Source organism: Pseudomonas sp. NLJ1 (genome assembly GCF_049486705.1).
GTDB lineage: Bacteria > Pseudomonadota > Gammaproteobacteria > Pseudomonadales > Pseudomonadaceae > Aquipseudomonas > Aquipseudomonas inefficax.
In genome coordinates this window covers 2970530-2990858 of the sequence record NZ_CP137735.1, presented here as the reverse complement: position 1 = coordinate 2990858, position 20329 = coordinate 2970530, and the positions used below count along the sequence as shown (strand labels likewise).

The window sequence follows — 20329 nt, the reverse complement described above, 5'->3', positions numbered from 1 at the left end:
TCAGAGGGTCTGCATCATCTTGCGCACACCGGCCACATGCCGGCGGCTTACGGTCAGGGCGTCGCCGTCAAGGCCTTTCAGGTACAGCTGGAAATGCCCCAGCGGCGTGCGCTGCAGGCGCTCGATACGCTCACGGGCGACCAGCGCATTGCGGTGGATACGCACGAAGCGTTCGCCAAACTCGTCTTCCAGGGCCTTGAGCGGCTCGTCGAGCAGCACCTCCCCGGCCTCGTGGCGCAAGGTCACGTACTTGTGGTCGGCAATGAAATAGATCACCTGGGGCAAAGGGATCAGCTCGATGCCTTTGCGCGTGCGGGCACTGATGTGGCTGCGCGGGCCGCCGCCTTCGTTGGCCGGCCTGGTGAGCGCCGCCAACTGGGCGCGGTTGGGTTTTTCGGCCTTGCGCAAGGCATCGCGCAAGGCCTGGGCCTGGAAAGGTTTGGTCACATGGCTGAGGGTACTGTCCTTGAAAGCCTCGGCACCGTATTCATCGTCCCCGGTGCAAAACACCACCGCCGGCGGCGCCTCGCGCTCGCACAGGCGAGCAGCAACCTGCAGGCCGTCCAGGCCTGGCATGCCGATGTCCAGCAGGACCACATCGGGCTTGAGGCTTTCGATCAGCGCCAAGGCCTCCTCGCCGTTGGTGGCGCTAGGCTCCAGCACGGTGTAACCCTCCAGTTCGCCGAGCAGCCGGCTAAGGCGCTCACGGCCTTGGGGTTCGTCATCAACGATCAGGACATTCATAATTGCGCTGGATTCCTGAATGAGTCTCGCACAGGTATAGCGTAGACAGGTATGGTTCGAGCGACACAAGGTCACGCTCTAGACCGGTGCGATGGCCAAAGATTCACTCGGCCGGCAGATTCACTGCCAGTCCTCTGTCCAACTGTAGACGGTCCGTGGAACACTGCCGTTCATTCCTTGAAATCCTTCTCAGCCATTTTCCGGGCATTTCTCTCGACCGGCGCCCTGCGGCAGCCAGTCCAACCCTGCTATTATCGGCGCCACTTTTTCGTTCACGCCTGCAATGAGTGAATCCATGAGCACCGACAAGACCAATCAGTCCTGGGGCGGCCGCTTCAGTGAGCCCGTCGACGCCTTCGTCGCCCGTTTCACCGCCTCGGTCGATTTCGACAAGCGCCTGTACCGCCACGACATCATGGGTTCGATCGCCCATGCCACCATGCTGGCGCAGGTCGGCGTGCTCAGCGATGTCGAGCGCGACACCATCATCGATGGCCTGAAGACCATCCAGGGCGAGATCGAGGCTGGCACCTTCGACTGGCGTGTCGACCTCGAAGACGTGCACATGAACATCGAGGCACGCCTGACCGACCGTATCGGCATCACTGGCAAGAAGCTGCACACCGGCCGTAGCCGCAACGACCAGGTGGCCACCGACATTCGCCTTTGGCTGCGCGACGAAATCGATCTGATCCTGGCCGAAATCACCCGCCTGCAGCAGGGCCTGCTGGAGCAGGCCGAGCGTGAAGCCGAAACCATCATGCCCGGCTTCACCCACCTGCAAACTGCCCAGCCGGTCACCTTCGGCCACCACCTGCTGGCCTGGTTCGAAATGCTCAGCCGCGACTACGAGCGCCTGGTCGACTGCCGCAAGCGTGCCAACCGCATGCCCCTGGGCAGCGCCGCGCTGGCAGGCACCACCTACCCGATCGACCGCGAACTTACCTGCAAGCTGCTGGGCTTCGAAGCCGTGGCCGGCAACTCGCTGGACGGCGTGTCGGACCGCGACTTCGCCATCGAATTCTGCGCCGCCGCCAGCGTGGCGATGATGCACCTGTCGCGCTTCTCCGAAGAGCTGGTGCTGTGGACCAGCGCGCAGTTCCAGTTCATTGACCTGCCAGACCGCTTCTGCACCGGCAGTTCCATCATGCCGCAGAAAAAGAACCCGGATGTGCCGGAACTGGTACGCGGCAAGAGCGGCCGTGTATTCGGCGCCCTGACCGGCCTGCTGACCCTGATGAAAGGCCAGCCGCTGGCCTACAACAAGGACAACCAGGAAGACAAGGAACCGCTGTTCGACGCCGCCGACACCCTGCGCGACTCGCTGCGTGCCTTTGCCGACATGATCCCGGCAATCAAGCCCAAGCACGCCATCATGCGTGAAGCGGCCCTGCGCGGTTTCTCCACCGCTACCGACCTGGCCGACTACCTGGTACGCCGTGGCCTGCCGTTCCGTGATTGCCACGAGATCGTGGGGCACGCGGTGAAGTATGGCGTCGACACCGGCAAGGACCTGGCCGAGATGAGCTTGGACGAACTGCGCCAGTTCAGTGACCAGATCGAGCAGGACGTGTTTGCCGTGCTGACCCTGGAAGGCTCGGTGAATGCTCGTAACCACATTGGTGGTACTGCACCGGCGCAGGTGCGTGCGGCGGTTGCCCGCGGCAAGGCGCTGCTGGCTTCGCGTTAAGGCCCATTGCGAGGGCTTCGCCCTCGTTCGCGGGTGAACCCGCTCCCACAGGTATTGCACAGGCTTCAAAAGCAGTGCTGTACCTGTGGGAGCGGGTTTACCCGCGAATGCCCCAACACTATTCTTAGCGTTTACCGCTACGAATCATCTCCATGAAGGCCGGCATCGCCGCCTCCTTGTCCGCCACGATCCGCGCCATGTGCGGGTTGTCGCCCATCAGCTGCAACAACGCCTTGGCCTGCGGGAAGTCCGCCAGGAAGTCGATGTTCAGCACTTTCTTGCCCACGGCACAGGCCAGGTCGACCGAGAAGCAGAACATCAGGTCTGCCAGGGTCAGTTGTTCACCCGCTACATAGGGTGCGAAGCGGCCGTTGCGCTTGAGCGTGGCAAAACCTGCCAGCAGGTCGGTACGGGCTTTTTCCTTTATCAGCGGCTCGACCTGCATGCCAAAGAAAGACTCGGCATAGCAGGTACGCGCCGGCAGCTCGATGTACAGCTCGATTTCCTTGAGCAGTTCGCGCACCTTGGCCTGCCCGAACGGGTCGGCCGGCAGCAGCGCCTTGCCGCTCTGGGTCTGCTCGATATAGTCGAGGATCACACTGGTTTCGCTGAGGAAGCCATGTTCGGTCTGCAGCACCGGAACCTTGCCTCGCGGGCTCACTTCCAGCGCCTGTGGCGCCTGGCCGCCATAGAAAGTGACTTCCTCGAAGGGCAAGCCTTTTTCCAGCAGGGCCAGCTTGACCATGTTGTAGTAGTTGCTGACAGAGAATCCATGAAGCTTGAGCATGAGGTAACAGCCTCCAGGCCGTAAGGGGTTGGCCCGGCTTTTATAGACCGTACGCCCGCCGCTGACCAGCGTCATGCGCCCCGTCAATGCCCGGGCATTGCCGCCACGGGCGTGGCACACTGTGCATCCCATCACAGGAGTACCGCCATGAGCGAGCCCACCGAAATCGACAATGACGACGACGAAGCCTTCGCCGAGGCAACGCTGACCCAGGCCATCGAGAACCAGATCGAAAGCGGCGACCCGGCGGCGGCGAAAGCCACGTTCAACAAACTGACCCTGGTCGGTTACGAGCGCGAAGACATTCTCAACCTGATGGCCCATGTACTGGCCTTCGAAATTGACAACATGCTGGTGGAAGACCGCGAGTTCGACCGCGAGTGGTACGAGAGCGCCCTGCGTGCGCTGCCCGAGCTGCCACCTGAGATGGATCAAGGCGAGGACGAATAACCCGGCTACACTCGAAGATCAGGCACCGTAGAACGGTGCCGTCATCCTTGTCTGGAAGTCAGGAGTCGCCATGCCTTTTACCCCCGATCTGATCGCTGAACTGGAAGTACTTTCGCTGTTCAAGCACGACAGCAGCCAGGAAGGCATCAAGATTCACAAGAACGCTTCCCCTGCCCTGGTAGCCGCCGCGCAACGCCTGCATGAAAAAGGGCTGACCGATCAACCTGATGGCGGCTATCTGACCAGCCTGGGTCATGACGCTGTCGAGAGTGTCCAGTTGCTGCAGAACATTCTCAAGGCGCCACAGCCGGCCTGAATGGCGGACTTGGTCAAACTTTGAAACTTGCGCGGTCCCTGTGGGAGCGGCTTCAGCCGCGAACACCGGCGCAGCCGGTGCCATACACCGCGTCGCCTGATTCGCGGGTAAACCCGCTCCCACAGGGACCGAGCAGGCCGGTCAGTGAGCTGTCGCCCTGCGCCTTTCCGCCAGGCGCGAGCGCCCGTACAGGAACACGATGGCCAGCAAGGCCAGCGCCTGCGCCGAAAGCGAGTAGGCGTCAGCGTGAACCCCCAGCCAGTCGAACTCGAAGAACGCCACCGGCCGCGTGCCAAGTACCCCGGCCTCTTGCAACGCCTTCACGCCATGCCCGGCGAACACCACCGACAAGGCACATAGCAGCGCGGCGTTGATGCTGAAGAACAGCGACAGCGGCAGCTTGGCCGAGCCACGCAGGATCACCCAGGCCAACCCCACCAGCAGCACCAGCGCCGTGGCACCACCCGCCAGCACCGCCTGGTGCCCGGCTGGGCCGGCCTGCAGCCACAGGGTTTCGTAGAACAGGATCACTTCGAACAGTTCGCGGTAAACCGAGAAGAACGCCAGCACGGCAAAACCGAAACGTCCGCCACCACTGACCAGGCTGCTCTTGATGTAATCCTGCCAGGCGGCAGCATGGCGGCGGTCGTGCATCCACACGCCAAGCCACAGCACCATCACCGCGGCGAAAAGCGCCGTGCAGCCTTCCAGCAGCTCGCGCTGGGCGCCACCAACGTCGATCACGTAGGCTGCCAGCGCCCAGGTTGCGAAACCGGCCACCAGCGCCAGGCCCCAGCCGATGTTGACGCTGCGCACCGCCGACTGCTGGCCGGTATTGCGCAGGAAAGCCAGGATCGCCGCCAGCACCAGAATCGCCTCCAGGCCTTCGCGCAGCAGGATCAGCAAGCCGGATACAAAGCTCAGCGACCAGCTCAGGCCATCGCTGCCCAGCAGTTTGGAAGCCTGCTCGAGCTTGGCCTTGGCTTCGCTCAGGCGTTGCTCGGCCTGGGCCACGGGCAAGCCGTCCTGCAGCGACTGACGGTAGGCCATCAGCGATTTTTCGGTGTCCTTGCGCGCCTGGGTGTCGATGTTGTCCAGCGAGCTTTCCACCAGCTCGAAGCCTTCCAGGTAGGCCGCTACTGACAGGTCATAGGCCTGGTCGTGATCACCTGCGCGGTAGGCCGCCAGGCTCTTGTCCAAGGTGCTCGCGGTGTATTCGAGCAATTGCGCCGGGCCACGTTTGACCTGCGGCGGCTGCGCGCGCTGGGCGCGGAACGCCTCCACGGCCGTGGCACCTTCGCTGGCGGCGACTTCGGCCGGGGTCTGGCGGGCCAGGTCGGCGATGTTCCAGGCCTTGTCGCCTTTGCCGGCTTCTGGCTTGGCGGTGAAGCTGGCGATGTAGGCAGCCACATCCCAACGCTGGCGGTCGTCCAGCTGGTCGGCAAACGAAGGCATCTCGGTGCCATCGATGCCCAGGGCCAGGGTGTTGTAGAGGTCGAACAGGCTCAACTGGTCGAGGCGCGAAACATCGCGCAGGTTGGCGGGTGCAGGCTCCAGGCCCACGCCGGCCGGGCCGTCGCCGGCGCCAGTTTCGCCGTGGCAGATCGAGCAGTTTTGCGCATACAGCGAAGCGCCGCGGGCCGGGTCCGGAGTAATTACCGGAGCCTGGCTGACCTCGTAGGCCACCGCCAGGCGCGCACCCAGCTGGCGGGCCTGCCTGGCAACAGCCGGGCCGTCCTGGCGCTGGTCGATGGCCTGGCGCAGCGCCTGGACGCCCTGCTCCAGGGCTGCTTGTTCAGCATGCGCAGGCAGGCCTTTGACCAAGTCGGCCAATACCGCGCTGAACTCCTGCTGCTCGCGGTATTCACCATCGTCGATCACCTTGCCGTCTTGCACGGTGGGCGGGTAGTCGGCGCCAATGTAGTCCAGCAGGTGCAGGGCCTTGGTGGCCTCGGCGGGGGCTTCGGCCAGCGCCAGGGTGCTGCACAGCGCCAGCACCGGGCCGAGCAAAATAACCGGCAGCCAAGCAAGCAGACGGGAACGGGTTTTCATGGCCAGTCTCGAAGGGAATGCGAAAGAGAACATTGTTCACTCCCACTTTGCTTCACTCAAGGGTGCTGGGCGGATTTCATGAAAAATCTTGCTACAAATCAGATGAAGAGGGGAATGCGCTGAACCTGTGGGAGATTCTGTCTTGTGTTGCCTGCCCACAGGTATTGCACATGGCTTGAGGGAGATGCGGTCGAGGTGGGAGCTGGTTTGCCGGCGATGAAGGCTGCGCCGATGTCACTGGAAACACCGGGTACCAATTGATTGGTTATTCGCAGATCCATAGCCACTAGCCTGAGGAGCAAACCATCAGGAGACAGGGAACATGGATCGTCCCCACTCAGACCAGTTACGGCTTGGCCGTTTTTCGGAAACCAGTCGATTGTATCTGCTTACCAGCACAACCCTTGACCGGGCCCCAATATTCAATGACCTTCACTCGGCCCGCTTGCTGGTTGCCGAGTTGCGCCAGGCTGAGGAGGAAGGTGCCGTAAGATCGCTGGCCTGGGTGGTGATGCCTGATCACTTTCATTGGCTGGTCGAGCTTGGACCGGGCAGCCTGAAGCGCTTGATGCGCAGGGTGAAATCTCGCAGCACCATGATGATCAACAGGTATCAAGGGCGAAGCGGCCAGCTCTGGCAGAAGGGATTTCATGACCGGGCATTGCGCCGGGAGGAGAATGTGCAGGCGGTGGCGCGGTACATTGTCATGAATCCGAAGCGGGCAGGATTGGTCGCGAGGGTTGGGGATTATCCGCATTGGGATGCAATTTGGCTTTGATGGGGCTTTGCCTGTCAGGGCCCTATCGCCGGCAAGCCAGCTCCCACAGAGTACTCATCAGGCCTGTGGCAGGCGCTGACCTGTCTGGGCCTCATCGCCGGCAAGCCACACAGGTAAGTCACAGGACTCGATAGCAGTGGCGTACAGGTGTGGGAGCTGGCTTGCCGGCGATGGGCCGCATAGCGGCCCCGGGGTCTTTAGGGTTATTGAAGAACCTTGTTCATCCCCCGCTCCATATCATCGTTCAAGGCCTTGGCCATCTCGCTTAGTATCCGCGCAGCGCTACCTGCAATGCGGTCGTTTTCCATTTCCGCTTCGGTGGTCAGGTGGCGTATACAGCCCAGCAGCACAGATAGCTGCGAGAAAGCATGGCTGAACGGCACATTTGGCTGCAGGCGGAACAAGTCGAAGGTTTCCACACCTGCGGTTGCAGAGTCTCTTGGATCATCGCTCATCGGGTCGCTCCTTGATCGTGGCGGGTTGCATGGGTGCGGTCGCACACGGCATTGATCAGGCGGCAGAGCAATCGAATATTCATGCCCATGGCATTGCGCGTGTCGCCGGGAGGGTTGTCGAGCAGGACTATGGTGGTGTGGTCGATCGTCAGGGTGAGAGCGCTGATCAGCTCTTCGCAGTCTTTGGGGCTGAGAGGATCGATTAGTGAGAGCGCGGGAGGGTCGAGCAGAAGCAGATCGGTAACTGGTGGATCGGGGACGAGCTTGTTCATGGCAGAACTCCGTATGGGGGATTGAACTGCTCTCCTCCTTGTCTCACGAAGTTGGGTGGCAGTCGTGCACGGTGTGAGACACGGGACATACGGTAACCCCGGCCAGGCCGAAGCCTGTCCGCACACGACCGCCATAAAGCGGTGCTACCGAATGAAATCCGGGTGTCTCACGCCCGATCGCCTTGCGAGGCGACCCGACGACAGTATTCCGGGAACACTTTCCAGCCAAGACAGCACCTTCCGACAGGCGCTGTAGGATAATTCGACAGGGCATCCGAACTGAAGCATTTGGTTTCAGGTTCGGAAATGTCTTACGACGCCTCAGTTCGGTGCGGGTTGAAAACGGCAAGGCCTGGCCCTCATGGTCCAGCCACCGATTCAGGCGAGCTTTTCCTTCACCGTGAAATCCACTTCCAGATCGGCATTGGCCAGCAGATTTACCAGGGCATCCAGGGAAAACTTGTCAATCTTCCCATTCAAAAGCTCACTCAAGCGCGGTTGAGTGACATGTAGCCGACGCGCCGCATCCTTCTGAGGTAGATCCCAGGCACGCACCGTCTTGACCAAAATACGCATCAACTGCGAGCGCAGCCGAAGGTTGTCGGCCTCTTCTGGCGTATCAGCCAACGCGTCCCATACAGATGCCGAGCGTTCATTCGCCATTGTTGATCACCTCTCAGTCCAGCGACTTGAAACGGGCTTTCGCCACATCAATATCGCGCTTATCCGTCTTTTCAGTTGTCTTGCGGAATGCATGCAGGACATAGACAGCCTCCGGGCGGTTCACAACATAGAACACGCGAAAAGCACCGTCTTGACACTTGATGCGGATCTCCCGCACACCCTGCCCCACATTCTCCATCGGCTTCCAGTCGGTAGGTTCTTCACCGGACTGGATCAAGTCCAGCTGATACCCAGCCCGCTGCCTCGCCGCTGGTGGAAACCTGCGCACATCATCCTTGCTGCCGCCTACCCATTCGATAGGCTTCTGACCGTCCCACATGCCGCATACCCCTTCGCCATCGCTCCAATCGCCAGCTGCGCTTGCGCCTCATGCCTCACCCGTGTGTTTGGTCATGCCGCTGCACCTTTCTGGCGTACATGGCAATGCACAGATTTCAGGAGCCTGCACACAAATTATATCGATACCGATATAACATCAAGCCTGTAAATGTCCTTTATCGACAACGAATAAACAGAAAGGAATGGGCAACAGAAGTGAGGCAACTCACCTGAAAAGGCGAGCCAAGGACATTAAACCTGGTGTGCTTCCCAGCCAAGACAGCACCTTCCGAGAGGTGCTGTAGGATAATTCGACAGGGCGTTCGAACTGAAGCATTTGGTTTCTGGTTCGGAAATGTCTTCCAGCTCTAGAACCTGGGCGAGGGCTTTGCCCTCGATCGCCGGCAAGCCAGCTCTCCCATGGTCCGTACCAATTTCAAGGCATGCACAAGCCGGCTATCACAGGTGAACCACAGGTCTCAAAAGCGGTGGAGTACCTGTGGGAGCTGGCTTGCCGGCGATTGGGCCTCAAGGCTTGGCGGTGTCCTTCCACCCCCCACCCAACGCCAGGAACACACCAATCTGCCCCTGAGCCACCTGACTATTGGCCGCTGCCAGCTGCGCGCGCATGTCGGTGTAGGTGCGCGTCGCCTGCAGGTCGGCCAGGAACGATTCACGCCCCGCCTGGTAATACCGGTGCGTCTGGTCCGCCGCTTCCTTGGCCGACTTCTCCGCCTCGGCCAGCGCGTCACGCCGGTCCAGCAGGGCGCTGTACTGCGCCAGGCGGGTCTGGGTCTCGCGAATGGCGTTCAGCACCACCCCATCAAAATTCGCCAGGGCTGCCTGGGTCGAGGCTTCGGCCATGCGAATGCGGGCACGGGTGCCGTTGGTGGGAATGGTCCAGCTGATCTGCGGGCCAAAGCCCCAGCGGTTGGTCGCCGGCTCGCCAAGGTTTTCGAGGATACCAATGGTGCCAACCTGGGCGCCGATGCTGATGTCGGGGTACAGGGCGCCGGTGGCCACGCCGATGTAGGCAGTGGCAGCGGCCAGCTGCCGTTCGGCCTGGCGCACGTCTGGACGGCGCTTGAGCAACGCCGCGCCATCGCCCACCGGCACCAGCTGGTTCAGGTGCGGCAGCTCGGCACAATCGGCAGTGCCGGCAGGCAGCTGATCAACCGGTTTTGCCAACAAGGCAGCCAGTGTGTACATACCGGTCTCGCGCTCCGCCTTGAAGCGTGGCAGTTCGGCGCGCAAGGATTTGAACTGGGTCTGCGAGCGGGTGACCTGGAGTTCGTCGCCACGCCCGGCATCACGCAGGCGCTGGTTGAGCTTCACGCTCTGCTCCTGCAGGTCGAGCGACTCGCGGGCAATGTGGTATTCCTCGTTGGCCGAGCACACCTGGGTGTAGGCCTTGACCACATCCGCCACCAGGGTGATGCGGGCGGTATCGGCGGCGGCCTGCACTGCGTCGGCATTGGCCTTGGCCGCCTCGGTGCCACGCTTGAAAGTACCCCACAGGTCGAACTGGTACGAGGCACTGATGATGGCCTCGCCGATGTTGGCCACCGGCACTTTCTCTGGCAGCAGGAAGGCCTCGCCCGATTCCTGCAGGCGCTGGGCGCCAAGTTTGACGCCGCCGTTGAAGCCACCTTGCGACTCAGCCACTTCGACCTGGGCGCGCGCCTTGGCAATGTTGGCGGCAGCCACGCGCAGGTCGGTGTTGGCACTCAGGGCCTGGCGCACCAGCTCGTTCAGCCGTTGATCCTGATACAGCTGCCACCAGTCCTCAGGCACCGGTGCCGATACCACGCTGTCGGCATCCTGGCGCAGCGGGCCGTTGAGCTCGCTGCGTTGCACCGCCGCGTCCTTCGGCACCTCATAGTCGGGGCCGACCATCATGCAGGCCCCCAACGACAGGCACAGCCCCGCCAGGATCAGCTGTTTCATGGGCGCTGGCCCTCGATGATCGACACCGTGGCGGTTCGCCCGGCAATCATGCGGAAGTCTTGCGGCACTTCATCAAAGGCGATGCGCACCGGAATACGCTGGGCCAGGCGCACCCAGCTGAATGCCGGGTTGACGTTGGGCAACAGGTTGGCACCACTGCTGCGGTCGCGGTCTTCGATGCCGGCGGCAAAGCTTTGCACATGGCCACGCAGGCGGGTGTTGTCGCCCATGACGCGAATGTCCACGGCATCGCCGATGTGGATACCGCCAAGCTTGGTTTCCTCGAAGTAGCCATCGACATGGTACGAGGCGCTGTCGACCACCGACAGCACCGGGCGGCCGGCGGTGACGAATTCGTGATTACGCGGTGCTCGGTCGTTCAGGTAACCGTCCACCGGGCTGCGCACCACCGAGCGGTCGAGGTTGAGCTGGGCGGTATCGACGGCCACCTGTGCTTCGCTGACGGCCGAACGGGCACGGGCCTCGCGGGACTGGCTTTCTTCCACCTGTTCGGCGGCCACCAGATTGCCAAGCTTGCGGTTGCGCTGCGCTTCGCGGGTGGCCTGGGCCAGGGTTTCCTGGCGTTCACCCAGGGTCGCCTTGGCTTGGCGCAGGGCCAGGGTGAAGCGGTCCTGATCGATGGTGAACAGCACATCGCCGCGCTTGACGGTCTGGTTGTCACGTACCTCGACCTTCTGGATCAGCCCGGACACGTCCGGGGCGATCTGGATAACATCGGCGCGGATGTGGCCGTCGCGGGTCCAAGGGGCAAACATGTAGTAGACCACCATCTGCCAGACGAGCACGGCGGCGAAGGTCACTACCAGCAAGGTCAGGACCACACGGCCCAGGGTCAGCAAAGGTTTTTTCATGGCAGCATCAGGTTTCGGCAAAAGTGGTCCACCGCACCAAGCAGCACGGCATACAGGGCAACGTTGAACAACGCCCGGTGCCAGACCAGGCGGTAGAAATGCAGGCGCACCAGCACCGCGTGCACCCCGAGGAACAGCAGGTAGGTGCCAAACATCATCACCAGCAGCGTGGGCAGGAATACCCCGCTGATATCCAGTTCACCAATCACAGGGGTGCTCCGTCGAGGCCGGGGGGCAGTTGCGGTTGTTCGGCTGGCTCGAGCATCACCTCCACGCCCGGCAGCAGTGCCAGGCGCAGGCCGCTCAGTGCGTGCAGCAGGTGGGTGCGGGCATCGCCGCGCTCGTACAGCTCATCCAGGTTCAGCGCCAGGCGCGCGCGCTCCATGTTGCGCAGCAGCGCGGCCGGGGCGTGCAGGCGCTCGCCGGCGCGCAGGCAGGCAGCGTAGTGCGCGCCGACTTCCTCGACTACCGTGTTCAGCCGCTCACGAGCCTGCTGCCCGGCACGCGGCATGTAGGCCAGCAGGTCGAGCAGGTTCAACCCCACCCGCAGGTCGCGCAGTGCCACGCCGCTGTCCTGCCCGGTTTGCGACAAGCGCGGCAGGTGCTGCATCAGGCGGTCGAGCATCTGCACACCGACCTGGCGGTGCTCGGCCAGGGTGGCCGGCTCGGTCATTTCAACGATGTCGCGCCAGGCGAAGCGGGTCATGCGCTTTGCCGCCAGCTCCACGCCGAACGGGCGCATCACCAAGGTCCAGATGAAGGCGAACAGCAGCCCCACGGGGCCGGCGAGGTTGGAATTGAGGAAAGTGAAGAAGTCAGCATCGTAGGCGCCCTGGATGCTGATGAAGGTCGAGGTGTTGACGATGGTCAGCAAGGTACCCAGGTAGAAACGCGGCTGCACGGTCAGGGTGCCAACGCAGATGAACGGCACGGCGAAGGCAAGCACCAGCATCGGGAAATCGTGCAGGTTGGGCAGCACCAGGAACAGGTACAGGCTGGAGAAGATGACCGACATCAGCGTCCAGAAGAAAAACCGGTAGATCTGCGGCGCCGGGTCGTCCATGGCGGCGAAGAAGCTGCACGACACGGCGGCGAGGATCACTGCGCTGGCGCCGTCGTTCCAGCCCAGACCGATCCAAAGGCCACAGGCGACAACGATCGCCAGCACGGTGGAGGCCACCGAATACAGCATCAGGCCACGGTCGAAGAACGCCGTCAGGCGACCCAGGCGCCAGTGGCGATACACCGCGCGCCAGGGTTTGGAATCGTCGCTGCGCAGGGCATGTTGCAGGCTGCAGCAGTCCTGCCACAGATCAACCCATTCGGTCAGGCGATACAGGGCGTTGGACAATAGCAGTTCGGCGCGCTGATCGAGGGCCGCGGCGCCCGGCTGCAGGCGCTCGATCTGTTCGTGCAGGGCGGCCCAGCGGGCGACCGAGGCGCTGTCGAGGGTGCCCTTGAGCCATTCGCGGGCGGCATCGAGCAACGGTTGCAACTGGGCGAACTGTGCTGGGGCGCGGCCTTCGAGGGCGACCAGGGCGTCGTCGAGGGCGTCGATTACCGGCAGCAGGTGGATCATGCGCCCGCGCAACTCGCGGGCGTTCTTCAGGGTGTGCGGACCTGCGCCTTCATGGCCGAGCTGGCCAATCATCAGCTCCAACGAGTTGAAGGTGGTGACCATCGTCCCGCGCATGCCGCCAACCTGGTCTGCGCTGGCCTGGCGGGCCAGGTAGGTGTCGCTGTAGCGGATCGCCTCGGTGAACCAGCTACCAGTGGCACCGACTACTACCGGCGCCAGCCGCCGTGGCCAGAAGATTGCCCCGACCACCGCCGCGCAGACGATTCCCAGGCAGATTTCCTGCGCGCGGGAAGACGCTACATCGAACACCGCAAGCGGGTTGTCGACCACCGCCAGGGCAATCATCGGCAAGGTGTAGCCAGCCAGCATCAGCACGTAGTTGTTGGCAGTGCGCAGGTTCAGCGAAAGGAACAGCAAGGTGCCAGTCCACAGGGCGATGGCGATGCTCAGCAGCAACGGCGACTGCACCAGCGGTGGTACCAGGAAAATCGCCCCGCCGGCGCCGAGCAGCGTGCCCACGGCACGGTACAGAGCCTTGGAGCTGGTGGGGCCAAGGAACGGGCTGGAGACGATGTACACCGTGGCCATGGCCCAATAGGGGCGCGGCAACTGCATGAGCAGGGCGATGTACAGGGCGATCATGGAAGCGGCAAAGGTACGCACGCCATAGAACCAATCGCGGGCGGGTGGTACCGAGCTGAAGAAACCGCTCATGCTACCGCGCCTGTGTTGCCCAGGCCGGCGGCTTCGAAGGCACGCAGCACGCGCAAGGCGGCCTCCAGGTCGGCCTGGTCGATGCCATGCAGCACTTCGCGGCGCAGGCGCACCAGTTCGGCTTCGATGGATTCGGCCAGGGTGCGGCCTTCGGCGGTCAGGCTCAGGGCCTTGGCGCGGCGGTCCAGCGGGTCCTCGCTGCGGCATACCAGGCCAGCCTTGCACAACTGGTCGAGCAGGCGCACCAACGACGGGCTTTCCAGGCCGGCGGCCTGGGCCACGGCCACCTGATGCACACCGTCACCCAGGCGCACGATCATCAGCAGCGGCGCGGCACAGGCCTCGGAAATGCCGTAACCGGTCAGCGCGGCATGGCAGATGCGCCGCCAATGGCGAGCGGCAACCACCATGCCACTGCTGACTTGCAGGCGCAGGAGATCAAGGGACATGACAGGAACCAAGGATATTCATAGTTTGCTAACTATCAATATACGCCTGTGCCTCCCCCTGTCGTCAACCGGAGGCATGGATGAATTGTTGTTCATGCTGGGGTTATGGCCTGACTGTGCCGGCCTCTTCGCGGGTGAACCCGCTCCCACAGATGCTGAACAGGATTCAAGCCATGCACAGTACCTGTGGGAGCGGGTTTACCCGCGAAGAGGCCCGGACAGACAACAAAGAATTCAAGGCTGTATCTGGTCTTCCAGCTTCATGGTCAAGGCCAGTGTGCTGCCCATCTGCACCGCCCGGTCACGCCACTCCTGATAGCGGCCCTCGTCACGGCTGCTGAAATGCACCGCCAGCTCTTCGGCCGCCTGCACTACCCCCGCCGCAGCCGCCAGCTCCAGCCAGTACAACGCGGCCTTGAGATCAGCCTCCACGTACAGCCCGTGCATCAACCGGTAACCTACCTCGAAACGGCAGCGTGCCTCACCCCGCTCGGCCCCGCGCAAGAACCACTGGTAAGCCTCCACCAGGTCGACCTGCCACTGCAGGCCGCCATCACACACCTCTTCCTCGTACAGGTCACCCAGCGCGGCAGCGGCATGCAGCATGCCCCGCTCGAAAGCCTGCCGGTAGCACTCCGCCGCCTGCAGGTAAGAGGGCTCGATGCCTTTGCCGAAGTAATGTTGCTGCCCAAGGTTGAACCATGCCGCGGCATGGCCTTGCAGGGCCGCCATGCGCAACAGGTGGCCAGCCAATACGGTGTCGGCGCGCCAATACTTGCCATTGAGCCAGATCCAGCCAAGGTCGTTGAGCGCTGCCACGTTGCCTTGCAAGGCCTGGCGGCGCAGGTCGCTGTACACCGCCTGCAAGTCGCTGGCTTCGTCCAGGCGGCTGACCAGCAGCGAGCGCTGGCTGGGCAAGCCTATCCCGGCAAACAGCCGCTGTCGCCTTCCGACAGCGGCCGGTGGGGCGATCACCCGCTCGGGCAGAAGGCGGGCAAGCAGCGAATGGATATTGCTGGCAGCAGACATGTTCATCCTCATTGAACGACACACAACCCCAACCTTCGGCTGTGATGAGGCGTGATTCTGCGTGACGTAACGTCAAAACCTGTCGCGAACGATTCGGCACCAGGCAACCAAATGCGACTTCCTTGATCTGAGCAGGCTGTGGCCAATTGCCATGCCCCACGCCTGCCGCCATCCTGTTGCGGCAAGCCTAGACAAGGACGTTACCTTTTGCCGTTCGCCACCACTCGCGCCACCCTCAGCCGACAGTGGGCGCTGTTGCGCCAGCTGCCCAGCCGTTCCCCAGGCATTACCAGCGCCGAACTGGTCTGGCGCCTGCGTGACGTGGGCTTCACTGTCAGCAAACGCACTGTCGAACGTGATCTCAATGAACTGTCGTTGATATTTCCGCTGGAGCGCAATGACAAGAGCATCCCGTTTGGCTGGCATTGGTCGGCGAGCGCAGTGGGCGACTTGCGCGGCAATTTCGATTTGTTGACGCACCTGCGCGGTGATGCGCTGCAACCGGCTCGGGGTGAGGGGGTGGAGTTGGTGGCGCGGATCAGCGATACGCTGGCACGGCAGTTGCGGGTTGCGCCGTTGAGTAGCGACATGCAGCTGACGGCGTTGGAGCACGGGCATCGGTTGCAGGCCACGGTGAGCGACGGCTGGCCTTTGCGCTGGTGGCTGTTGAGCCATGGGGATGGGGTGGTGGTGGAACAGCCAGCCGGATTGCGCGAGGAAATTGGCAAGATCCTGAGCAATGCGGCTGCGCAGTATTTGAATTTTTAGCCTGTACCGGCCTCTTCGCGGGTAAACCCGCTCCCACAAGGTACTGCACCGCTCTCAAGGCCGATGGAAATCCTGTGGGAGCGGGTTTACCCGCGAAGAGGCCGGTGCAGGCTTACTGGCTAGCGCTGCATCCCCCAGCGCCGTACCGTCAGCCGCTCCAGGGTATTGAACACCAGCCCTTCCACCAGCAAGCCGATCAGGATCACCACCGCCAACCCGGCAAACACCTTGTCGGTGTACAGCTCGTTGCGGTTCTGGAAGATGTACCAGCCCAACCCGCCTTTACCACTGCTGGCCCCGAACACCAGCTCGGCAGCGATCAGTGTGCGCCAGGCAAACGCCCAGCCGATCTTCAGCCCCGACAGGATCGACGGTAGCGCTGCGGGGACAAGGATATGCAGCACCAGCCGCAGCCCCTTCAGGCCGTAGTTGCGTCCCGCCATGCGTAGGGTCTCGGACACCCCGAGAAAGCCCGCATAGGTGTTCAGCGCCAACGCCCAAAGTACCGAGTGCACCAGCACGAAGATCAGGCTGTTGTCACCCAGCCCGAACCACAGCAAGGCCAAGGGCAACAGGGCAATCGCCGGCAACGGATTGAACATCGAGGTCAGGGTGCCCAGCAGATCGCGCCCAAGCTGGGTCGACACTGCCAGGCTGGTGAGGCCGAAGGCCAGGATGATCCCCAGCAAATAACCCTTGAGCAGAATCACCAGCGACACGCCAACCTTGTCCGGCAACTCACCGCTGAGCAGGCTGTCCCACAGCGCCGTGGCCGTCTGCACGAAGGTCGGCAGCAGCAGATCGTTGCCCTGGTAGCGGGCGATGGCCTCCCATAGCGCTGCGATCGCCAGCAGGATGACCGCCTTGCGCAGCCAGCCGTGCTGCCACAGGCGCTGAGCCAACGGCAGGTTGCGTTCCACAGGCACACTGAGCAAAGGCTCCAGCTGCACCTCGTATTCCTGGCGTACAGGTGTAGTGGTCATGGCTGAAGCTCCTGTCAGTAGGCGATACGGATATCGTTGAAACCAAGATCGTCGGGCTGTTCGGGGCTGTCCGCCTCATCGAACAGCAAGCGATGGATGCGCCGGGCACTGGCCTGGAAGTCGCTGCCACCCAGGCTGCCCAGGTCGTACTGGTGGCTGTGCACTTCGGCACGCACCCGCCCTGGGTGGGGCGACAGCAGCAGGATGCGGTTGCCGACCACCAGTGCTTCTTCGATGGAGTGGGTAACGAACAGCAGCGTAAAACGCACTTCTTCCCACAGCAGCAGCAACTCTTCCTGCATCTTGCGCCGGGTTAGCGCATCAAGTGCCGCGAACGGTTCGTCCATCAGCAGGATCTTCGGCTGCGTGGCCAGGGCACGAGCGATCGCCACGCGCGCCTTCATCCCGCCCGACAGGGTATGCGGGTAGGCATCGGCAAAGGCTGCCAGGCCGACTTTTTCCAGGTAATGCAGCGCTCGCTCTTCGGCTTCGGCGCGTTTCAGCTGGCCCGACACCAGCAGAGGGAACATGACGTTCTGCTTCACCGTCTTCCACGGCGGCAGCTGGTCGAACTCCTGGAACACCACGATGCGGTCGGGGCCTGGGCCGCTGACTGGCTGACCTTGCAGCAGAATCTGCCCTTCCTGGGGCGAGATGAACCCGGCCACGGCCTTTAGCAAAGTGGACTTGCCGCACCCGGAGGGGCCGAGCAGCACGAAGCGGTCGGCACGGTCGACTTCGAAGCTGACCTGGTGAGTGGCCCGTACTACGCGTTGCGCGGTGCGGTATTCGAGGCTGAGATTATCCACCTTGAGCAAAGGTGGCGTTGCGACACGGCTCAGGTTGCTGGCCGTGTGGCCTGGCAATGGGGCGGTCATGATCGGTCAGCTCCCCTGCAGCGGGCGTTCATCCTGGAAGAAGTAGTCCTTCCACGATTCCGGCTTGTGCTTGATGGCGCCTACCCGATAGAGAAAGTCGGCCAGCTTGTAGGTGTTCTTTGGCGTGATGGTGAATTCGTACTGCGGGTTGTCGATCAGCTTGATCAACGTGTCGCGGTCGATCTTGGCCTTGGTCACGCGGATGTAGGTGTCGGCGGCGGCTGCCTTGTCCTTCTGGGCGAAGTCTGCGGCTTCGGTCAGCGCATCGACGAAGGCCTTGTAGGTCTTGGGGTTGTCCTTGCGGAATTTCTCGGTGGCGAACAGCAAGGTCGGCGAGTTGGGGCCAAGCAGGTCGTAGCTGTTGAGCACCACATGCACGTTCTTGTTGGCCAGCACCTGGTCCTGGAACGGCGGGTTGGAGAAGTGCCCGTTGAGTTCGGTGCCGCCGGCCAGCAGCGCGGCAGTGGCATCCGGATGCGGCACGGCCAGGGTGTACTTGTCGAGGCGGTTGTATTCCTTGTCGCCCCATTGCTGGGCGGCGGCATACTGCAGGAAGCGCGACTGCACCGAAACGCCTACCGCCGGCACGGCGATGCGGTCTTTGTCGGAGAGGTCGGCAATGGTCTTCACGTTGGGGTTGCTGCTGACCAGGTAGTACGGGAAGTTGCCCAGCGAAGCCACGGCCTTGACGTTCTGTCGGCCCTTGGTGCGGTCCCACACGGTCAACAGTGGGCCGACGCCAGCGCCGGCGATGTCCACCGAACCGGACAGCAGGGCGTCGTTGATGGCCGAACCACCCGACAGCTGGGCCCAATCGACTTCGATGTCGATGCCCTGCTCCTTGCCATGCTTTTCGATCAGATGCTGGTCACGTACTACGTTCAGCAGCAGGTAGACAATGCCGAACTGCTCGGCGATACGAATCTTGCCTTCTGCTTGGGCCGCGGCGGGGGCCGCCAGGCTGCCGACAACCAGGCTTGCGCCCAGGCCGATGCTTGCCGCCAGGCGGCTGATGGATTTACGCATGATGGGTTTCCTCAGTCGTCAGAACGGGGCATCGCCCTGGATGGTGGTGCGGTAAAGCTTGCGCCGCAGGTGTGCGGGGCAGCCGGTGGCCAGGTGGATCAGCGAGCGGTTGTCCCAGAACACCAGGTCGTGGGGCTGCCACTGGTGGCGGTAAATGTTCTGCTCCAGCACGCTCAGGGCGTACAGCTGTTGCAGCACGTCGCGGCTTTCGTCGTCTGGCAGGCCGACGATGCGGGTGGTGAAGCCCTCGCTGACGAACAGCGCCTTGCGGCCGTTTTCCGGGTGGGTACGAACCACCGGGTGGATGACTTCCTGTACCTGCGCCAGCTGCTCGGCGGTCAGGGACGGACGCCAGTTGCCTTCGAACTTGGTCTCGGCGTAGCGGGCGGTGTAAGAGTGCGCAGCACTGCGGCCTTCGACAACCTTGCGCAGGGCCGCGGGTACGGCATCCCAGGCTTTGTGCATGTCGGCGAACAGCGTATCGCCGCCCTCGTCGGGCAGCTCCTGGGCATGCAGCATGGAGCCGAGGCTGGGCAGTTCCTTGTACGACAGGTCCGAGTGCCAGAACTTGCCGGCATCACCCAGGCCGATGTTCTGGCCGTTTTCAATGATGTTGGAAACGATCAGGATCTCGGGGTGGCCGGCGAGCAGGAACTGCTTGAGCACGTGGATCTGCAACGGACCAAAACGGCGGCTGAAGGCGATCTGCTGGTCGGGGCTGATGCGCTGGTCGCGGAACACCAGCACATGGTGGTCGAGGTGGGCGCGATGGATACGGGCGAAATCCTCGGCGTTGACTGGTATGGCCAGGTCCAGGCCGATGATCTCGGCGCCTACGGCGCCGGAGAACGGGCGGATTTCGAAGTGTTGCGGCTGGGCGCTGTCGATGATCGACAAGGCGTTCGAGGCGGCTGACATTTTTCACTCCCACGCAGTGCGCGACTTCAATGGCGCGCAACGATCAGAAACGCACGGGGATTTCCCGTGTGGGTTCAAGTCGTGCGGCGCATCGATTGGTCGACGGGTACGCAGTGGCAGTGACTATAAAGTCATAAGAGCAATAATTTAAATACCTTTAGAGAATAACCATAGCACCGGTATTTGCTCGCCGGTGATCAGATCAACCCGCCGTGCTCTTCTTCTTCAATGAGGTTGGTCAGGCTGCTGAGCGCCTTGCGCGCCTTGGAGCGGTTGAGCAGCTTGGCCTGCGCGCCAGCGGGCAGATCGGTGATGTTGAACACACCCTTGGCGGTCAGTACATCGATCAGGTCCTCGAGCACGCGGATCATGTCGAGGTCGCTTTGCTTGAGCTGGTTGAGGCTGTTTTCCACGACATCATCGGCAAACCATTCCTGGATATCGGCATGGTCGGCGGGGAGCATTTCGGTGAACTCGTCGAAAGCGGCCGCTTCTACCCGCCGCAACTGGCCGGCGGCATCGCGTTGCACGTAGAACATGGCGGTGTCCCTCGTCACGTTGGTTCCTTGGTGGTAGACAGCAGCATAGGCAAAGATCGCCGGTCACGCAGGCCCGGCGCC

At 62.6% G+C, this 20329-nt stretch carries 23 protein-coding genes; 5 read left to right on the top strand and 18 right to left on the bottom strand.

Translation table 11 applies throughout. From position 1 onward, the window contains the following. A complete protein-coding gene (locus R9B85_RS13390) occupies nucleotides 1–744 on the bottom strand; it encodes a LytR/AlgR family response regulator transcription factor (protein ID WP_015268539.1) in 744 nt (247 codons plus the stop codon). A gap of 295 nt (nucleotides 745–1039) precedes the next feature. Here R9B85_RS13390 and argH point away from each other — a divergent pair, with 295 nt between their 5' ends. Then, nucleotides 1040–2434 carry an argininosuccinate lyase gene (gene argH / locus R9B85_RS13385; protein ID WP_112251186.1) on the top strand — a complete coding sequence of 465 codons (1395 nt, stop codon included), beginning with the start codon at nucleotides 1040–1042 and terminating at the stop codon, nucleotides 2432–2434. 124 nt (nucleotides 2435–2558) lie between these two features. Here argH and R9B85_RS13380 read toward each other — a convergent pair whose 3' ends face one another. Next, the gene (locus R9B85_RS13380; protein WP_207877637.1) at nucleotides 2559–3221 is read right to left on the bottom strand and encodes a glutathione S-transferase; all 663 of its coding nucleotides are present in this window, start codon (nucleotides 3219–3221) and stop codon (nucleotides 2559–2561) included. A 147-nt stretch (nucleotides 3222–3368) separates the two neighbouring features. Between R9B85_RS13380 and R9B85_RS13375 the strand changes: the two genes are divergently transcribed. Then, nucleotides 3369–3671, top strand: a complete 303-nt coding sequence (locus R9B85_RS13375; protein ID WP_023661318.1) for a hypothetical protein — start codon at nucleotides 3369–3371, stop codon at nucleotides 3669–3671. A gap of 70 nt (nucleotides 3672–3741) precedes the next feature. After that, nucleotides 3742–3987, top strand: coding sequence for a TIGR02647 family protein (locus tag R9B85_RS13370; RefSeq protein WP_015268535.1), 246 nt, complete (start codon nucleotides 3742–3744; stop codon nucleotides 3985–3987). A gap of 141 nt (nucleotides 3988–4128) precedes the next feature. Here the strand turns inward: R9B85_RS13370 and R9B85_RS13365 are convergent, their stop codons facing one another. After that, nucleotides 4129–6072 (bottom strand): FTR1 family protein, encoded by a 1944-nt coding sequence (locus R9B85_RS13365; RefSeq protein WP_207877641.1) that lies wholly within the window; start codon nucleotides 6070–6072, stop codon nucleotides 4129–4131. Between the two features lie 289 nt (nucleotides 6073–6361). On the opposite strand from R9B85_RS13365, the gene R9B85_RS13360 reads away from it, so the two are divergent. Continuing rightward, a complete protein-coding gene (locus R9B85_RS13360; protein ID WP_112251179.1) occupies nucleotides 6362–6817 on the top strand; it encodes an REP-associated tyrosine transposase in 456 nt (151 codons plus the stop codon). A 203-nt stretch (nucleotides 6818–7020) separates the two neighbouring features. On the opposite strand, the gene R9B85_RS13355 is transcribed toward R9B85_RS13360, so the two are convergent. The 10 genes from R9B85_RS13355 to R9B85_RS13310 form a co-directional block, all read right to left on the bottom strand. Beyond that, the gene (locus R9B85_RS13355) at nucleotides 7021–7272 is read right to left on the bottom strand and encodes a DUF3077 domain-containing protein (protein WP_423770287.1); all 252 of its coding nucleotides are present in this window, start codon (nucleotides 7270–7272) and stop codon (nucleotides 7021–7023) included. Beyond that, entirely contained in the window at nucleotides 7269–7544 is a 276-nt protein-coding gene (locus R9B85_RS13350) for a hypothetical protein (RefSeq protein WP_112251175.1), read from the bottom strand. Before R9B85_RS13350 ends, R9B85_RS13355 begins: the two co-directional genes overlap by 4 nt. A gap of 378 nt (nucleotides 7545–7922) precedes the next feature. Continuing rightward, the gene (locus R9B85_RS13345; protein ID WP_003260206.1) at nucleotides 7923–8207 is read right to left on the bottom strand and encodes a helix-turn-helix domain-containing protein; all 285 of its coding nucleotides are present in this window, start codon (nucleotides 8205–8207) and stop codon (nucleotides 7923–7925) included. Nucleotides 8208–8220: 13 nt separating this feature from the next. Next, nucleotides 8221–8547: a type II toxin-antitoxin system RelE/ParE family toxin gene (locus tag R9B85_RS13340; protein WP_112251173.1), complete on the bottom strand. Its 327-nt coding sequence runs from the start codon at nucleotides 8545–8547 to the stop codon at nucleotides 8221–8223. Nucleotides 8548–9074: 527 nt separating this feature from the next. After that, nucleotides 9075–10493, bottom strand: coding sequence for an efflux transporter outer membrane subunit (locus R9B85_RS13335; protein WP_423770286.1), 1419 nt, complete (start codon nucleotides 10491–10493; stop codon nucleotides 9075–9077). After that, entirely contained in the window at nucleotides 10490–11365 is an 876-nt protein-coding gene (locus R9B85_RS13330) for an HlyD family secretion protein (RefSeq protein WP_023662453.1), read from the bottom strand. Before R9B85_RS13330 ends, R9B85_RS13335 begins: the two co-directional genes overlap by 4 nt. Next, nucleotides 11362–11574, bottom strand: coding sequence for a DUF1656 domain-containing protein (locus tag R9B85_RS13325; RefSeq protein WP_003255905.1), 213 nt, complete (start codon nucleotides 11572–11574; stop codon nucleotides 11362–11364). Before R9B85_RS13325 ends, R9B85_RS13330 begins: the two co-directional genes overlap by 4 nt. Then, nucleotides 11571–13658 carry an FUSC family protein gene (locus R9B85_RS13320; protein WP_423770285.1) on the bottom strand — a complete coding sequence of 696 codons (2088 nt, stop codon included), beginning with the start codon at nucleotides 13656–13658 and terminating at the stop codon, nucleotides 11571–11573. The genes R9B85_RS13325 and R9B85_RS13320 overlap by 4 nt, the downstream gene beginning before the upstream one ends. Further along, nucleotides 13655–14107, bottom strand: coding sequence for a MarR family winged helix-turn-helix transcriptional regulator (locus R9B85_RS13315; protein ID WP_112251167.1), 453 nt, complete (start codon nucleotides 14105–14107; stop codon nucleotides 13655–13657). The genes R9B85_RS13320 and R9B85_RS13315 overlap by 4 nt, the downstream gene beginning before the upstream one ends. A gap of 234 nt (nucleotides 14108–14341) precedes the next feature. After that, on the bottom strand, nucleotides 14342–15136 hold the full coding sequence (locus R9B85_RS13310) for a tetratricopeptide repeat protein (protein WP_112251165.1): 795 nt from the start codon (nucleotides 15134–15136) through the stop codon (nucleotides 14342–14344). A gap of 207 nt (nucleotides 15137–15343) precedes the next feature. On the opposite strand from R9B85_RS13310, the gene R9B85_RS13305 reads away from it, so the two are divergent. Further along, the gene (locus R9B85_RS13305; protein ID WP_112251163.1) at nucleotides 15344–15904 is read left to right on the top strand and encodes a WYL domain-containing protein; all 561 of its coding nucleotides are present in this window, start codon (nucleotides 15344–15346) and stop codon (nucleotides 15902–15904) included. Nucleotides 15905–16023: 119 nt separating this feature from the next. On the opposite strand, the gene R9B85_RS13300 is transcribed toward R9B85_RS13305, so the two are convergent. The 5 genes from R9B85_RS13300 to R9B85_RS13280 form a co-directional block, all read right to left on the bottom strand. Next, entirely contained in the window at nucleotides 16024–16887 is an 864-nt protein-coding gene (locus R9B85_RS13300; protein ID WP_207877646.1) for an ABC transporter permease, read from the bottom strand. A 14-nt stretch (nucleotides 16888–16901) separates the two neighbouring features. Beyond that, a complete protein-coding gene (locus R9B85_RS13295) occupies nucleotides 16902–17765 on the bottom strand; it encodes an ABC transporter ATP-binding protein (RefSeq protein ID WP_112251159.1) in 864 nt (287 codons plus the stop codon). Nucleotides 17766–17771: 6 nt separating this feature from the next. Further along, on the bottom strand, nucleotides 17772–18791 hold the full coding sequence (locus tag R9B85_RS13290) for an ABC transporter substrate-binding protein (protein WP_207877648.1): 1020 nt from the start codon (nucleotides 18789–18791) through the stop codon (nucleotides 17772–17774). 18 nt (nucleotides 18792–18809) lie between these two features. Further along, entirely contained in the window at nucleotides 18810–19709 is a 900-nt protein-coding gene (locus tag R9B85_RS13285) for a TauD/TfdA dioxygenase family protein (RefSeq protein ID WP_112251155.1), read from the bottom strand. A 197-nt stretch (nucleotides 19710–19906) separates the two neighbouring features. After that, on the bottom strand, nucleotides 19907–20248 hold the full coding sequence (locus R9B85_RS13280; RefSeq protein WP_112251153.1) for a tryptophan synthase subunit beta: 342 nt from the start codon (nucleotides 20246–20248) through the stop codon (nucleotides 19907–19909). Nucleotides 20249–20329: the final 81 nt, after the last annotated feature.